The 15,633-nt window shown below is 65.8% G+C and carries 15 protein-coding genes; 9 read left to right on the forward strand and 6 right to left on the reverse strand.

Annotated features, from left to right (window positions below; all coding sequences use genetic code 11):
* Position 1 precedes the first annotated feature (1 nt).
* The 3 genes from mgtA to AC3WMR_RS00580 all read left to right on the forward strand — a co-directional run bounded on the left by mgtA (position 2) and on the right by AC3WMR_RS00580 (position 4,930).
* Positions 2-2,803, forward strand: coding sequence for a magnesium-translocating P-type ATPase (gene mgtA / locus AC3WMR_RS00570; RefSeq protein WP_492262254.1), 2,802 nt, complete (start codon positions 2-4; stop codon positions 2,801-2,803).
* A gap of 57 nt (positions 2,804-2,860) precedes the next feature.
* Complete coding sequence (locus AC3WMR_RS00575; RefSeq protein WP_492262255.1) at positions 2,861-3,967, forward strand: porin; 1,107 nt, start codon at positions 2,861-2,863, stop codon at positions 3,965-3,967.
* An 87-nt stretch (positions 3,968-4,054) separates the two neighbouring features.
* Positions 4,055-4,930 carry a cytochrome c oxidase assembly protein gene (locus tag AC3WMR_RS00580; protein WP_492262256.1) on the forward strand — a complete coding sequence of 292 codons (876 nt, stop codon included), beginning with the start codon at positions 4,055-4,057 and terminating at the stop codon, positions 4,928-4,930.
* A 70-nt stretch (positions 4,931-5,000) separates the two neighbouring features.
* Here AC3WMR_RS00580 and galU read toward each other — a convergent pair whose 3' ends face one another.
* Positions 5,001-5,852: a UTP--glucose-1-phosphate uridylyltransferase GalU gene (gene galU, locus AC3WMR_RS00585; protein WP_492262257.1), complete on the reverse strand. Its 852-nt coding sequence runs from the start codon at positions 5,850-5,852 to the stop codon at positions 5,001-5,003.
* 72 nt (positions 5,853-5,924) lie between these two features.
* On the opposite strand from galU, the gene AC3WMR_RS00590 reads away from it, so the two are divergent.
* Positions 5,925-7,433: a M48 family metalloprotease gene (locus tag AC3WMR_RS00590; protein ID WP_492262258.1), complete on the forward strand. Its 1,509-nt coding sequence runs from the start codon at positions 5,925-5,927 to the stop codon at positions 7,431-7,433.
* Positions 7,434-7,472: 39 nt separating this feature from the next.
* On the opposite strand, the gene AC3WMR_RS00595 is transcribed toward AC3WMR_RS00590, so the two are convergent.
* The 4 genes from AC3WMR_RS00595 to AC3WMR_RS00610 form a co-directional block, all read right to left on the reverse strand.
* Positions 7,473-8,573 carry a YheT family hydrolase gene (locus tag AC3WMR_RS00595; protein WP_492262259.1) on the reverse strand — a complete coding sequence of 367 codons (1,101 nt, stop codon included), beginning with the start codon at positions 8,571-8,573 and terminating at the stop codon, positions 7,473-7,475.
* Positions 8,574-8,587: 14 nt separating this feature from the next.
* A complete protein-coding gene (locus AC3WMR_RS00600) occupies positions 8,588-9,010 on the reverse strand; it encodes a YybH family protein (protein WP_025136834.1) in 423 nt (140 codons plus the stop codon).
* Positions 9,011-9,045: 35 nt separating this feature from the next.
* Complete coding sequence (locus tag AC3WMR_RS00605) at positions 9,046-9,264, reverse strand: zinc-finger domain-containing protein (protein ID WP_025136835.1); 219 nt, start codon at positions 9,262-9,264, stop codon at positions 9,046-9,048.
* A gap of 77 nt (positions 9,265-9,341) precedes the next feature.
* Positions 9,342-10,262 carry a branched-chain amino acid transaminase gene (locus AC3WMR_RS00610; RefSeq protein ID WP_025136836.1) on the reverse strand — a complete coding sequence of 307 codons (921 nt, stop codon included), beginning with the start codon at positions 10,260-10,262 and terminating at the stop codon, positions 9,342-9,344.
* Positions 10,263-10,445: 183 nt separating this feature from the next.
* Here AC3WMR_RS00610 and AC3WMR_RS00615 point away from each other — a divergent pair, with 183 nt between their 5' ends.
* The 3 genes from AC3WMR_RS00615 to AC3WMR_RS00625 all read left to right on the forward strand — a co-directional run bounded on the left by AC3WMR_RS00615 (position 10,446) and on the right by AC3WMR_RS00625 (position 13,402).
* Positions 10,446-11,195 (forward strand): AzlC family ABC transporter permease, encoded by a 750-nt coding sequence (locus tag AC3WMR_RS00615; RefSeq protein ID WP_492262260.1) that lies wholly within the window; start codon positions 10,446-10,448, stop codon positions 11,193-11,195.
* The gene (locus tag AC3WMR_RS00620; protein ID WP_025136838.1) at positions 11,192-11,527 is read left to right on the forward strand and encodes an AzlD domain-containing protein; all 336 of its coding nucleotides are present in this window, start codon (positions 11,192-11,194) and stop codon (positions 11,525-11,527) included. The genes AC3WMR_RS00615 and AC3WMR_RS00620 overlap by 4 nt, the downstream gene beginning before the upstream one ends.
* 381 nt (positions 11,528-11,908) lie before the next feature.
* A complete protein-coding gene (locus AC3WMR_RS00625) occupies positions 11,909-13,402 on the forward strand; it encodes a DEAD/DEAH box helicase (RefSeq protein WP_492262261.1) in 1,494 nt (497 codons plus the stop codon).
* A gap of 92 nt (positions 13,403-13,494) precedes the next feature.
* Here the strand turns inward: AC3WMR_RS00625 and AC3WMR_RS00630 are convergent, their stop codons facing one another.
* Positions 13,495-13,878: a thioredoxin family protein gene (locus AC3WMR_RS00630; protein WP_492262262.1), complete on the reverse strand. Its 384-nt coding sequence runs from the start codon at positions 13,876-13,878 to the stop codon at positions 13,495-13,497.
* A 63-nt stretch (positions 13,879-13,941) separates the two neighbouring features.
* Here AC3WMR_RS00630 and AC3WMR_RS00635 point away from each other — a divergent pair, with 63 nt between their 5' ends.
* Together AC3WMR_RS00635 and AC3WMR_RS00640 are read left to right on the forward strand one after the other, a co-directional pair.
* Positions 13,942-14,745, forward strand: a complete 804-nt coding sequence (locus tag AC3WMR_RS00635; protein ID WP_492262263.1) for an EI24 domain-containing protein — start codon at positions 13,942-13,944, stop codon at positions 14,743-14,745.
* Between the two features lie 46 nt (positions 14,746-14,791).
* Positions 14,792-15,604, forward strand: a complete 813-nt coding sequence (locus AC3WMR_RS00640) for a competence/damage-inducible protein A (protein WP_492262264.1) — start codon at positions 14,792-14,794, stop codon at positions 15,602-15,604.
* Positions 15,605-15,633 lie beyond the last annotated feature (29 nt).

Below are 15,633 nucleotides of genomic sequence, written 5' to 3' on the forward strand. Positions count from 1 at the left end.
GATGTTTAAATTCCTGAAGACCTTTTTCTCTTCCGCCGCCGGGCTGCGGCGGTCGGGGCGCCACTTCCGGCGTTCCCCCATGCTTGAAGGCACCGGCCAGGCGGTGGCCGCCACCGCCTCCGACGCGTCGCGTCGTGCCAACCGCCGCATGCTGGACGTGTCCCGCATGGACTTCGATGCCCTTTTTTCCCTGTTTCGCAGTGGCCGAGGCGGCCTGTCGGAAGTCCAGGCCGACGAGGCCCGGGCGCGCTACGGCGCCAACGAGGTCGACCACGAAAAGCCGCTGACCTGGTATGCCCACCTGTGGCAATCCTTCCGCAATCCCTTCAACCTGCTCCTGACGGGCCTGGCCAGCCTGTCCTGGGTGACCGACGTCTACATGGCTGAACCCGATGACCAGTCCTGGAAGGGTGTCATCATCATCGGCTCGATGGTGGTGATCTCGACGTTGCTGCGCTTTGTGCAGGAACGGCGCTCGAATCGTGCCGCCGAAGCCTTGAAGGCGATGGTGCAGAACACCGCCACCGTGCTGCGCAGTGACGCCGCCGGCATGGCCGAGGGCGACGCCCGGCGCTTCTTCGGCGCCACCCTGCATGCGTCCGGCTCGCGCCAGATCGAAGTGCCGCTGGCCGAGCTGGTGCCGGGTGACGTGGTGCTGCTGTCTGCGGGCGACATGATTCCGGCCGACTGCCGCATCCTGGGCGCCAAGGACCTGTTCATTGCGCAGGCGGCCTTGACGGGTGAATCGCTGCCGGTGGAAAAGTACGCCGTGCAACGCGTCGAGACGGCCAATGCGCTTGAACTCGAGAACATGGCCTTCATGGGCACCAACGTGGTCAGCGGGTCCGGCAGCGCGTTGGTGATCGCGACCGGGTCAGGCACTTACTTTGGCCAGCTTGCCGGGCGCGTCACGCAGACCTCGCGCCTGCCCACGCAATTCCAGCAGGGCATCAACCGCGTGAGCTGGGTGCTGATCCGCTTCATGCTGGTGATGGCGCCGATCGTGCTGCTGATCAACGGCTTCACCAAGGGCGACTGGCTCGAAGCGCTGCTGTTCGCGCTGGCGATTGCCGTGGGCCTGACCCCGGAAATGCTGCCCATGATCGTCACGGCCACCCTGGCCAAGGGGGCGGTGCGGATGTCGCGGCGCAAGGTGGTGGTCAAGCGGCTGGATGCCATCCAGAACCTGGGCGCGATGAACGTACTGTGCACCGACAAGACCGGCACGCTGACGCAGGATCGCATCGTGCTCGAGCGCCACACCGATGTGTATGGCGCCACCAGCGACGACGTGCTGGCCTATGCCTACCTGAACAGCTACTACCAGACCGGCCTGAAGAATCTGCTGGACGTGGCCGTGCTGCGTCACGCCGAGGTCGAGCGCAAGCTGGACCTGGCCGCGCGCTACCGCAAGATCGACGAGATTCCGTTCGATTTCTCGCGCCGCCGCATGTCGGTGGTGGTCAGCGAAACCGAAGACGGCCGCGAGCACCACGAGCTGATCTGCAAGGGCGCGCTGGAGGAAATGCTGTCGGTCTGCACCCGCTTGCGGGTGGGCAACGATGTGCATCTGTTGACCGACGCGCGGCGCGCCGACATTCGCCGGGTCACCGCCGATCTGAACCGCGATGGGCTGCGCGTCATCGCGGTGGGGGTGCGCGAACTGCCGCCCACGCAACAGGCGTATGGTGTGGCCGATGAATCCGACCTGGTGCTGGTGGGCTATATCGCCTTCCTGGATCCCCCCAAGGAATCCACCGGCCCGGCGCTGGCAGCCCTGCGCGATTCCGGCATCGAAGTGAAGGTGCTGACCGGCGACGTCGAACTGGTGACGCAGAAGGTGTGCCGCGAAGTGGGGTTCGAGGTCCGCAAGGTCTACCTGGGCGACCAGATCGAGGCCATGGACGATACCCAGCTGGCCCTGGCCGTGCGCGAAGCCAACGTCTTCGCCCGGCTGACTCCGGCGCACAAGGAGCGCATCGTTCATACGCTGCGGGCTCAGGGCAATACCGTGGGTTTCATGGGCGACGGCATCAATGACGCCCCGGCGCTGCGCGCGGCGGACGTGGGTATCTCGGTCGACTCGGCGGTCGACATTTCGAAGGAAGCTGCCGACATCATCCTGCTGGAAAAAAGCCTCATGGTGCTGGAAGACGGTGTGATCGAAGGCCGCAAGACCTTCTGCAACATGCTCAAGTACCTGAAGATGACCGCCAGCTCCAATTTCGGCAACGTCTTCTCGGTGCTGGTGGCCAGCGCCTTCCTGCCGTTCCTGCCGATGCTGCCGATCCACCTGCTGCTGCAGAATTTGATGTACGACATATCGCAGACGGCCATTCCGTTCGACAATGTCGACGAAGAGCTCCTGAAAAAGCCGCAACAATGGGACCCGGCCGGCCTGGGCCGTTTCATGGTGTTCTTCGGGCCCATCAGCTCCATCTTCGACATCACCACCTACGCGCTCATGTGGTACGTGTTCCAGGCCAATGCGCCTGAGCACCAGACGTTGTTCCAGTCGGGCTGGTTCGTCGAAGGGTTGTTGTCGCAGACGCTCATCGTGCATATGATCCGCACTCGCAAGATCCCGTTCCTGCAAAGCCGTGCCGCCTGGCCCTTGATGGTGATGACGGTCATGGTGGTCGGGCTGGGGCTGTTCCTGCCGTTCTCGCCGCTGGCGGGGTACTTCCAGCTGCAGGCACTGCCGTGGTCCTACTTCCCGTGGCTGGCAGGCATCCTGTTGAGCTACTGCGTCCTGACGCAACTGCTCAAGGGCATCTGGGTCCGCCGCTACGGCTGGCAATAGTCAAACCGAACCACCTGGCGGCGGGCAGGGCGCCCGCCGCGCACTCAGGAGATAGCTATGAAAATCACGACTGTTGCCAAGACGCTGATGGCGGGCGCGGCAGGGTTTCCCTTGATGGCGCATGCGGCGGGCGATGGCCCCGGCGTGCAACTCTATGGCGTCGTCGATGCGGGCATCGCCACCACCCACACGTCGGGACAAGGCAGCCATAGCGGCCTGCTCAACGGCGGGCTGACCGATTCCCTGTGGGGCCTGCGCGGCAGCGAAGACCTGGGCGATGGCTGGAGCACGCGTTTCCAGCTGGAAAGCGGTTTCGATCCGTCCACCGGCAAGCGCGCCGACGACGACCGCTTGTTCAACTACGGCGCCTGGGTCGGCTTGGCGCACGAGGCCTACGGCGATCTGCGGCTGGGGCGCCAGTACACCGTCGGCAAGACCTACGGCAACGCGCTGGAGCTCGCCTCCTGGAAGGAAATGGGCATGGGCGCCACCTTCAAGGCGTCCGACAACTACCAGTTCAGCAACCTGGTCAATTACTACACGCCGACCTGGCAGGGCTTCCAGGCGGGTATCGGCTATTCGTTCGACGCCGACGGCCGCGACCGCTTCCAGACCGCCGCCAACAACCGGGCGATCAGCCTGGGCCTGAAGTATGAGGACGGCCCCCTCCTGGCGGTCGCCACCTGGGACCAGATGCGCCTGGCCGAACCGCTGGCCGGCAACAACGGGCGGCCCCAGGCCGTGCAGTTGGGCGCGTCCTACGACTTCGAGGTCGTCAAGGTATCGCTGGCCTGGTCGCGCCAGCGCAACGGCTATGTCGGCCTGGACGGCGGCGATCCCGACAACCTGGGCCAGAACCTGGGGCCGGCGGCGTTCGCGCGCGGCGGCACGGTCAATGCCTGGCTGCTGGGCGCCAGCGTGCCGGTGGGGCATGGCGCCGTGGTGGTGCAATGGTCGCTGGCCAACCCCGACTGGAAATGGGACGACGGCGCCAAGGCGCGCAACGCGCAACTGGTGACGCTGGGGTACACCTACGACCTGTCGCCGCGCACCACGCTCTACGCGTTCGCCGGCTATACGTCCAACTACACCCTGGATAACCAGTTCGATCCGGGCCATTCCCACACGTCGCGTTTTGGCACGGGGATTTCGCACCGCTTCTGAGCCGGACGGGAGCCGCCCGGGTCTACTACAATCGACCCCGGTTGCGCGTTTTAGGCCCGGGCGGCTCCCCCCGCCGGCAATTTCCGGATGACACGCATGGACAGTCTCGAATGGCTCATACCCTGGGAGTTCTCTCCCACGCTGGTGGCCTCCTTCCTGGTGGCCATCGTGCTGTTCGTGCGCGGTCAACGCGTGCACCACGTCTCGGCCGCACGGCGTGTGCTGTTCTGGGCGGGCATGGTGCTGCTGTACCTGTCCATGCACACCCGCCTGGACTATTACGCCGAGCGTATGTTCTTCATCCACCGCATCCAGCACCTGGTGTTGCACCACCTGGGGCCGTTGCTGGTCATGGCGGCGTTTCCCGGCCAGGTCATGCGGGCAGGGCTGCCGATGTCCTGGCGCCTGCGGCTGCGTGATTTCCTGCGCACGGGCGCGGGCCGCGCCACCGTCACGGTGCTGACCCACAAGATCTTCGTGCCGACCCTGTTCGTGTTCCTGGTGCTGGTCTGGCTGATTCCGTCGGTGCAGTTCTATTCCATGCTCGACTGGCGCCTGTACCGCGTGATGAACTGGTCCGTGGTGATCAGCGGCTTCATGTACTGGAACCTGATCCTGGACCGCCGCCCCAGTCCGCCTGCCGCAATGACGCCGGGCGGCCGCGTCATTTCACCGATCCTGACCATGCTGCCCCAGATGGTGGCGGGGGCGGTCATCGCTTTCACGGAAAGCGACATCTATCCCTTGTTCGAGCTGTGCGGCCGCGCGATTGCGATGTCCGCGCAAACCGACCAGACCATCGGCGGCCTGACGATGTGGATTCCCGCCGCGCTGGTGGAAGTGATCGGGCTGATGGTGGCTTTGGGCACGCTGATGCGCCTGTCGGCCAAGGGGCGGCTGCGCAAGGCTGACCGGGACGCGATGGCCAAGGCGCGGGCGCGCGCCCGCGCGGCATCCGCCTAGGGCGTGGCCGCGAGGCTGTCCTGAAGTCTCTGTGGGAAGGCCTGCCGCGGCGGTCGCCGCGGCTGCCGGATCAATCCGTCAGCAGGCCGTGGTACTTGCGGCCCAGCGCCACCGTGGCCTGGAACATGCCTGCCTTGTTGCCGCAGTCGTAGCGCGTGCCTTCGTAGCGGTGCGCATACACGGCACGTTCGCGCATCATCGAGGCGATGCCGTCGGTCAGCTGGATTTCATTGCCTGCGCCCATCTTGGTCGAGCGCAGGTGGTCGAAGATGGCGGCTTCCAGCACGTAGCGACCCACCACTGCCAACGTCGAGGGGGCGGATTCGGGATCGGGTTTTTCCACGATATGGGTCACGCGTTCGGTGCGGCCGTCGGCCTGCGTGTCCCCCGCGCGGGTGGCCACGATACCGTATTTGCGGGTGTCTTCACGGGGGACGTCCTGCACGCCCAGCACGCTGGCGTTCTGGGCGATGGCGATGTCCACCAGTTGCTTCATGGCGGGCGTGTCGGCGTCGATCAGGTCGTCGGCGAGCAGCACGGCAAACGGTTCGTCGCCCACGGCGGGGGCGGCCGACAGCACGGCGTGCCCCAGGCCCAGCGGGGCCGACTGGCGGATATAGAGGCAATTGACGTGGGCAGGTAGAATGCCCCGCAACATGGCCAGAAGCTCATGTTTGCCCTTGCTTTCGAGGTCGGATTCGAGCTCGGGGGCGGAGTCGAAATGGTCTTCGATGGCACGCTTGTTGCGACCAGTAACGAAGATCAAGTCTGTAATGCCCGCAGCGACGGCTTCTTCGACGGCGTATTGAATCAGCGGTTTGTCGACCACGGGCAGCATTTCCTTGGGCATCGCCTTGGTGGCGGGCAGGAAGCGCGTGCCCATGCCGGCGACGGGGAAAACGGCTTTACGGACGGGACGCATTGAGACCTCATAGGGGGTAACGATGAAACATTTTAAGCGCATCGCTATCATAGGCTTATGAACCGCAGGAAAATGCCATCCATTTGCTTGATTGCGCAACGGAGCGCCATCGCCGGAATCTGCCTCGCCCTGGTCGCGCCCACCTTGCCGGTGGCGGCCTGGGCCCAGCCCGTGGGACTGCCCACCATGGGCGCCGCGTCCGCTGCGGATCTTTCGCCCATGCTCGAGCGCAGCCTGGGCGAGGCCATCATGTCGCAGGGCCGCCGCGACCCGACCTATGTCGACGATCCCGAGCTCAGCCAGTACCTCACCACCATGGGGCGCAAGCTGGCGTCGTTCTCTCCGGGGGCCGTCCCGGACGTTGAGATGTTCGGCGTGCGCGATCCCGAGATCAACGCCTTCGCCATGCCGGGCGGCTTCATCGGCGTCAACACCGGACTGATCGTGTCCTCGGGCAGCGAATCCGAACTGGCGGCGGTGCTGGCGCACGAAATCGGCCACGTGGTGCAACGCCATATCGCCCGTGGCATGACCCAGCAGAGCCAGAACAGCATGGTCATGCTGGCCAGCCTGGCGGGTGCACTGCTGGCCGCGTTGGCCGGCGGCGGTGGCAACCTGGCGATGGGTGTGGCGGCATTCGGCCAGGCCGCCGCCATCAATCGCCAATTGGGCTTTTCGCGGGATGCTGAACGCGAGGCCGACCGGGCCGGCTTCACCATGCTGACCAAGGCGGGCTTCGATGCCCAGGGCATGGCGCAGATGTTCTCGCGCCTGATGAATGCCTCGCGTTTGAACGAAGGCGCGGGTGGCGGGTCGTGGGCCAGCACCCACCCGCTGTCGATCGAGCGTATGTCCGACGTGCAGAACCGCGTGCGCTCGTTGCCACCGTCTCGTCACGTCGACAGCGACGACTTCTGGTACGTGCGCGCCAAGATGCGCGTGGTGCAGGGACGCGACGCGGTCAGCCTGCGCTCGGCAACCCAGCAATTGCAGGACGAAGCCCAGGCCCTCTCCGGTGTACGTCGCTCGGCGGCCTACTACGGACTGTCGTTGCAGGCCTTCCAGCGCAACAACCTGGACGAGGCCGAGCGTTTCCTGGGGCAGGCGTCGGCTGATGGTCGCGATTCGCCCCAGATGGCCAAGTTGGCCGTCGACATTGCACTGGCCCGCAAGGACTACCGGCGCGCCCAGGACCTGGCGCAGGCCGCCACCCGGCGCTGGCCCGAGCAGCGGGCGCTGGGGCTGGCGTATGCCACGGCGCTGCAAAGCAATGGCCGCCATGCCGAGGCGCAGGATTACCTGCGCGCCAAGATCAAGCAGTGGGGCTCGGACGAGCCCAGCCTCTACCAGATGCTGGCGCAAAGCGAAGAGCGCACGGGCAAGCCGGTGCAGGCGCGCCGCGACCTGGCCCGCTACTACGTCATGACCGGCGCGTTTGCCGCGGCCGAGTCACAGCTGCAGCAGGCGCGCGGCATGTCCACCGACTTCTACGAGCAGTCGCAGATCGATGTCCAGATCAAGGAAGTGAAAGACAAGCTGGCCGAAGAACGCCAGTTGCTGGAACGCTTCAAGTCGGGCTGAGGCGGGCCGGATGGCGCCGGCATGAAGCCGGCGCCCGGCCTACAGCCCGGTCTCGAAGAAGCGGCCCAGGCGCTGCGGCAGCCAGCCCAGGTGCGCAGGGAATGCCCCTGTCGGAAAACCGGCATGGCCGCCATCGGTGGGCTGGTGCAGCAGGATGCTGGACGAGCATTCGTCCGGCTTGGGCAGGGCGCTGGCCGGAATGAACGGATCGTTCAGTGCGTTGAGTACCAGCGTGGGCACCGAGATCTGCGGCAGCCACGGCTTGCTGGAAGCGCGGGTCCAGTAATCCAGGGCATTGCGGAACCCGTGCATTGGCGCGGTGTAGGCATCATCGAAATCACGCAGGTCGCGCGCATGGGCAATGCGCATGACGTCGATGGCACCCGGGTAGCGGTGGGCCTTTTCCAGCACCTTGTGCTTGAGCGTCTTGAGGAAATGGCCCGTGTACACCTTGCGGTTGAAGAAGCCGGTGGACAGCGTCTTGCCGCAGGCCACCAGATCCAGCGGTACGGACACGCCCGCGCAGGCGGTCAGCCAGGTGGTGTCTTCGTGGTGCTCGCCCAGGTATTTCAGCAGCGCATTGCCGCCCAGCGACACGCCCACGGCGTGCCAGCGTGCGTGCGGAATGCGGTCGCGTACCGTCTTGAGCAAGAAGCCGACTTCGGCGGAATCGCCGGAGTAATAGGCCCGCGCCAGCCGGTTGGGCACGCCGGAGCAACCGCGAAAGTGCGCGATGACGACGATCCAGCCGCGTGCGCGGAAGTGGTGTGCGATGGATTGCGCGTAGCGGCTGTTGCTGCCGCCTTCCAGGCCGTGGAACAGCAGCAGGGCCGGAGTGTCGGCCGTTTGCGGCAGGGATTTCCAGTCGGCGTCGGTCATCCAGCGGGCAGCGGCGGTCTTGCCGTTGGCCACGGGCAACTGGCCGCTGACCGGCGCGCCATCGGCAGCCTTGTGCGGGAACAGCCCGGGGCCGGTCCAGTCGAAATCGACGAAATCGGTGTCGGGCGTTTCAACGCGGTCGCGTACGAAGGCAATGCGGTGGTACTGCGCGAACAGCGCGGCGTAGACCGTCTGGGCATCGCCTCCGGGCAGCCAGGAGGGAACAGGGCAGGGCGTTGAATCGAAACGAGCAGCAGCCAACAAATCCACCCGCCTTAGTGCAGCATGTCGGGTACGTCGTGCAAATCGAGCACCCCGGCTTCCGTGGGCGCCGACGAGGCATGGTGCATGACCATGCGCCAGCCGGTGGGGCCCTTGTGGTAGATGTTCGTGGCGTAGCAGTTGGCGAACTGCGTGCCTTCCCGCGTGCGCACGGCCACCTGCTCGACCAGCACGTGCACCGCGCACATCATGCTCAGCATGACCAGCGGACGCAGCGGGCGGATGTGCAGGGGGCCGTTGGCCAGCACGTGTTGCCAGGATTCCTGCACCGCCGAGTGGCCGACGATGCGCAGGCCCCCCGGATGGATGCAGACGACTTCCTCGTCGTCCGCCCACACTTGCATCAGGCGGACGGTGTCCCCCTGCTCAAGGGCTTCGTAGAACGCGTGTTCTGCTTCTTCGGGCGTGGCGAACATGATGGCGGGAATGGTTTGGCGGTTGCGGCGAAGGCTCAGTGGTGGCCGTGCAGCACGGTGCCGGGTTTGAGCCGGTATTCCGCGCCACAGTAGGCACACCGCGCCGAGCCGCTACGGGCGACGTCCAGGAAGACGCGTGGGTGCATGCTCCACAGCGGGGCCTTGGGACCCGGACAGAAGACGGGCAGGTCTTCGGCGCCGACTTCGATGACTTCGTGGGGGTGCGGGACGGCGGCCGGGGCAGCAGCGGTCATGGAATTTCCTGAATAAAAATACCGGTGATCGGTAGGTTGGGGCAGTAATGCCGCCCTGGCGGGCAGGGCGGCGCGAATCAGACTTTGCTCAGCCAGTGATGGTACTTCGGGTTGCGGCCATTCACCATGTCAAAAAACGCTTTCTGGAGCTTCTCGGTGATGGGACCGCGTCGGCCCGAGCCGATCTGGCGGTTGTCGACCTCGCGGATCGGCGTGACTTCGGCGGCAGTCCCGGTGAAGAAAGCTTCGTCGGCGATGTAGACGTCGTCGCGCGTCAGGCGTTTGGTAACAATGCGCAAGCCGAAGTCGGCGGCCAGCGCGTGGATGGTCGAGCGGGTGATGCCGGTCAGGGCCGAGGCGATCTCGGGCTCGCAGAGCACGCCGTCCTTGACGATGAACAGGTTCTCGCCGGAGCCCTCGGCCACGAAGCCTTCAGTGTCCAGCAGCAGGGCCTCGTCGTAGCCGTCCTGCAGGGCTTCGGTGTTGGCCAGGATCGAGTTCGCGTAAGTGGTGGCCACCTTGGCGCGCGGCATCGTCACGTTGACGTGCTGGCGGGCGAACGACGACACCTTGACCCGGATGCCCTGCGACAGGGCTTCTTCGCCCAGGTAGGCGCCCCACGGCCAGGCGGCGATGGCCACGTGCACCTTGGCGCCCTTGGGCGACACGCCCATTTTCTCGGGGCCGTAGAACACCAGTGGGCGCAGGTAGGCGGATTCGAGCTTGTTCTCGCGTACCACCATCCGCTGGGCTTCGTTGATCGTGTCGCGATCGAAGGGCATCGGGATCTGGTAGATGTGCGCCGAATTGAAGAGACGGTTGGTGTGGTCTTCGAGGCGGAAGATCGCCGTGCCGATCTCGGCATGGTAGGCGCGCACGCCTTCGAAGACCGACAGGCCGTAGTGCAGGGAGTGCGTCAGGACGTGCGTGGTCGCGTCGCGCCAGGGCACGAGTTTGCCGTCATACCAGATGAAGCCATCGCGGTCAGCCATCGACATGGTCTGCTCCCCTCTCAATGTGAGGGCCGTATTGTATCAAGCGGCGAGGTTACAATAGGCCCCTATTCGCGCACCGGCGTGGTGCCTACGGGCCGCCGCGGCCCCGGCGGGCGAGCAGGTTGTCGTGAGTTTCCTTCCATAGAGTTCCCATGTCGTCCTGTCCGAATACCCAGGGGCCTGCCGTTGTCCTCTGAGTCCGCGTTTCCCGAAACCGAAGACCCGCGGGTGGTCCGCCAGGAGCGCGTCGCCGCGTTCCGGGCCGGGGTGCACGCCATCGTGCCGGCCCTGATCGCCACCGCGACCTGGGGCCTGGTGACCGGCGTGGCCATGGTCAAGTCCGGCCTGACCGAATCCATGGCGCTGGCCATGACCCTGCTGCTGTATGCCGGCTCGGCCCAGCTCACGTCCCTGCCCCTGATCGCCACCGGCGCGCCGTTGTGGCTGATCTTCGCCGCAGGCTGCGTGGTGAACCTGCGCTTCCTGATCTTCGGCGCCGCGCTGCAACCCTATTTCCGCCACCTGTCCTGGCCCAAGCGCCTGGGGCTGGGCTACTTCACCACCGACATGGGCTTCGTGCTGTTCATGCCCCGTTTTGGGGATGCGGCCCAACGCGGCACCCGCGAGCAGCTCTGGTATTTCATCGGCGCCATCGCCCCCGGCTGGCTCGTCTGGCAGTCCTCGTCCATCGTCGGCATCTACCTGGGTACCATGGTGCCGGCCGGCTGGTCGCTGGATTTCGCGGCGGTGCTGGCCCTGTTGGCCATCACGGTGCCGCTGGCCAATTCCAAGCCGATGCTGGTGTCGATGCTGGCGGCCGGCGTGGTCGCCTGGACCGGCCAGGTGCTGCCGCTGCGCCTGGGCCTGGCGGCGGCGGTGATTGCCGGCGTCGTGGCCGGCATGTGGGCCGAACGCTTCTTCAAGGCGCGCGCATGACTCTCTGGCCGTCCGAGATCTACGTCTATTCCGCCATTCTGCTGCTGGCGCTGTGCAGCGTGCTGACCCGCGCCGGCTTCATGCTGTTCGGCGATTACATTCCCTTGCCCGATGGCGTGCGCCGGGCCCTGCGCTATGCGCCGGCGGCCGCGCTGACCGCCATCGTGGTGCCGGACCTGCTGCCCTGGAAGGCCGGGCTGGGTCCGATTTTCGACTACAAGCTGGTGGCCGGCATCGTGGCCATCCTGGTGTTCCTGCGCACCCGCAGTGCAGTGCTGGTGATCGTCGTCGGCATGGTGGTCCTCTGGGGCCTGCGCTGGCTGGCAGGTTGACGGCCGCCGATCGTACAGTGTGTGTCCACCAGGTGGACGTGTTCGGCGCGCGCCAGGGCTGCCTGGGCGGGCTGGGGGGCCATTCGCGGGGCCTTCCTGACACGCGCTTGCGCGTGTGGTAGGCCGGCTGCGCTAAAATCAACTTATCCACAGCAATCCGGGCCTGGTACTGCCCCTCATAAGTATCGAAACCAGAATGCGCCACCTGGCCTGCAAGGCAGGGTGCAGATTGCCCGCGACGCGCCCGCGCGTCAGGGTGGTTTGCACGTGGCCGCGCGAGCGTGGCGCGCGTTCCGGTTGTCCTGATGCGTATGCATGTGCAGTGCTCGCAGCACTCTCGTTTTGTTCTTTTTCACTGGTCCCGGTATCTGCCAAACCCTGATGACTGAATCCACTCAATCCGCAGCACCCACCGCCGCAGCGCCCGCGCCTACGCCCACGTTCTCCGACTTCGGGCTGCATCCCCTGCTGTTGCAATCCATCGCCGAAACCGGCTACACCACGCCCACCCCGATCCAGGCGCAAGCCATTCCCGTCGTGGTCGAAGGGCGCGACGTCATGGGCGCCGCCCAGACCGGCACCGGCAAGACCGCCGCGTTCACGTTGCCCATCCTGCATCGCCTGATGCCGCTGGCCAACACCAGCGCCTCGCCCGCGCGGCACCCGGTGCGCGCACTGATCCTCACGCCCACGCGCGAATTGGCGGATCAGGTCTACGAAAGCGTCAAGCGCTACAGCAAGCAGACGCCCCTGCGTTCGGCCGTCGTGTTCGGCGGCGTCGACATCGGTCCGCAAAAAGAAGCGCTGCGTCGCGGTTGCGAAGTGCTGGTCGCCACGCCGGGCCGACTGCTCGACCACGTCGAACAGAAAAACGTGAACCTCAGCCAGGTCGGCATCCTGGTACTGGACGAAGCTGACCGCATGCTGGACATGGGCTTCCTGCCCGACCTGGAACGCATCATCCGCCTGCTGCCCGCGCAGCGCCAAGGCCTGTTGTTCTCGGCCACGTTCAGCAACGAAATCCGCAAGCTGGGCCGTTCGTACCTGAACCACCCCGTTGAAATCGAAGTCGCGGCGCGCAACGCCACGGCCACCACCATCACGCAGATCGCCTACAAGATGGCGGGCGACAAGAAGCGCGCCGCCGTGGTGCACCTGGTGAAGTCACGCGGCCTGAAGCAGGTCATCGTGTTTTCGAACACCAAGATCGGCACGGCGCGCCTGGCCCGCGAACTTGAACGCGACGGCGTCAAGGCCGAATCCATTCACGGCGACAAGACCCAGGCCGATCGCATGAAGGCGCTGGAAGCCTTCAAGGCCGGCGAACTCGAAGTCCTGGTCGCCACCGACGTGGCCGCTCGCGGCCTGGACGTGGCTGGCGTGCCTTGCGTCATCAACTATGACCTGCCGTACAACGCCGAAGACTACGTGCACCGCATCGGCCGTACCGGCCGCGCTGGCGCCTCGGGTGAAGCGATTGCCCTGTTCACGCCCGACGAAGAGCGTTTCCTGCTCGACATCGAAAAGCTGATCAAGCGCGAAGTGCCGCGTGGCACGCTTGATGTGCCGGCCGACCTGGTGGCCCGCAGCCACGGCCGCGGTGAAGACCGCGAACGCGGCTCTTCGTCGCGTGAAGGTCGTGAAGGCCGTGACAGCCGCGAAGGCGGCCGCGAGCGTGGCCGTTCGTCGGATCGCCGTTCGGGCGGCGGCTACGGTTCCAATTCGTCGCGCCAGCCCGTGGACGATTTCTTCCTCAAGCCCTACGAACCCTCGGCCGCGCCGGCCCCGGAGCAAGAGCAGGCCCCGCGCCAAAATGGCAATTCGTCCGCGCCCAAGCGCCAGATCGCCGTGTTGCTGGGCGGTAGCCGGAAGTGAAGTAAACAGGGCGCATCCGGTATGCGCCCAATGCCTCAAAGAGAAAGCGCCCTGGCCGGGCGCTTTTTGTTTGCGGGTCGTTCGCTGACGAATCAGGCCGCGAGCAGCCGGGGCAGGTCGGGCAGGTCCGACGTCACTGCCGGGCTGTCTTCGTTCAGGCTGTCGAGCAGGCGTTCCAGGTGGCCGATATGCGGCAGCATGGGGCCGTAGAAGACGACTCGGTCTTTGATCTGGACCATCAGGGTGGGGAAATTCTCGACGTCGACTTCGCCCAGCAATTCGGCGTGGTCTTCGATGTCGATCCAGGCGAACACGTGCTGGCGCAGGGTGCCGGAAAGCGTGCGCAGCTTGGGCCGATATTCGCCGCAGGTGTCGCACCAGGCGGCGCAGAAACAGGCGATCAGCCACGACTGCGGCGAGGCCGCCAGTTGGGCGCGCAGGGCGGTCAGATCGGAACCAGGTACCAGGAGTGTCATACGAGCGAAGGCAAGCGTGTTTGACTATCATACCCGGGATGCCCACCTTATATTTGCCATGCCATGACCGCCTTGCGCACTGATTCCCAAGCCCCCGGCGCCGGCCGTTTTGCCGGACCCGCGGGCAGCGTCGCGCAGGCCTTCAAGCGCGCGCTGGTTTCCCAATGCCACCCGTCGATGCTGTTCGCGGTGCTGCTGCCTTTCCTGATTGCGCTGGTCGGCGCCTTCCTGTTGCTCTGGCTGTTCTGGACGCCCCTGACCGATTGGCTGCGCGTCGAGGCTTCACACTGGGACTTCGTCAACCGCACCGACGAATGGCTCGTGGCGATGGGGCTTTTTTCGCTCAAGATCTACCTGATTCCGGTGATCGCGGCCGCCATCCTGCTGCCGGTGTCGGGCATCCTGGGCCTGGCCATCGCGGCCGTATTCGTCATGCCGCTGGTGTTGCGCCATGTCGGCCAGCGCGAATACGCCGGCCTGGGACGGCAGGGCAAGTTTTCCACTGCCGTCAGCGTCTGGAACGCGGTCTGGGTGTCGGCGGCGTTCGCCGCCGGCTGGCTGCTCACCTTGCCCCTGTGGCTGGTGCCGCCCATGGCCGTGGTGCTGTCGGTGTTCTGGTGGGCCTTTGCGTTCTCGCGCATGATGCGCCTGGACGCCATCGTCGAACACGCCAGCCCCGCCGAACGCAAGATCATCCTCAAGCGCAACAACGGCGGCTTCTGGATCATCGGTCTGATCTGCTCACTCTTGAACCTGCTGCCGCCCGCGTGGGTCATCCTGCCGGTGTTTTCGGCGCTGGTCTATGCACACTACGGGTTGGACGCCGTGCAGCGCCTGCGCCAGGAACGCACGATCGACGTCGACTGACGTCCCTGCCTTTCCCTCATTCAACCGCCTCAATCTGGAACCGGACATGGCTGCAGAATCTGCCTCCCGCCGCATCGGCCTCATCATCGTCGGCGACGAAATCCTGTCGGGCCGCCGGCAAGACAAGCATTTCTCCAAGGTCGTCGAACTGCTTGCCGCGCGCGGCATGCAACTGAGCTGGGCGCAATTCCTGCCCGACGAGCGCGACACGCTGGTGGCCGCCTACCGGCGCAGCTTTGCCACGGGCGACGTGGTGTTCTCGTGCGGCGGCATTGGCGGCACGCCCGACGACCACACTCGCCAGGCGGCGGCCGCGGCGCTGGATCTGCCGCTGGCGTTGCATCCCGAGGCCGAACAGGCCATCGCCCTGCGCACCGCCGAGATGGCGGCCAAGGGGCAGGGCACGGCCGACATGAGCGCGCCCGAAAACCAGCAGCGCCTGCAGATGGGCGTCTTTCCGCAGGGCTGCGAGATCGTTCCCAACCCCTACAACCGCATTCCCGGGTTCTTCATTCGCGACCATACCTTCGTGCCGGGCTTTCCGGTCATGGCCTGGCCGATGCTCGAATGGACGCTCGACACGCGCTATCGTGCATTGCAGCATGTGCGCCACCACGCCGAGCATTCCTTCCTGGTGTTCAGCATGCCCGAATCGCGCATCACCCCCGCCATGCAAACCGTCGAAAGTCGCTGGCCGGGTGTGCGCGCCTTCAGCCTGCCCAGCGTTGGCGAAGCGGGTGGAACGCCGCATATCGACCTGGGCGTCAAGGGCGAACCCGGGGCGGCCGCCGAGGCGTTGGAGTACCTGCGGGGCGAAGTGCTGCGCCTGGGCGGCAAGCTGGCACCGCCTGCCAACTGAAGCCGGATACGATCAAAACGGGGGGGCGT

The sequence above is a fragment of the Achromobacter sp. FW305-C-28 genome (assembly GCF_058783235.1).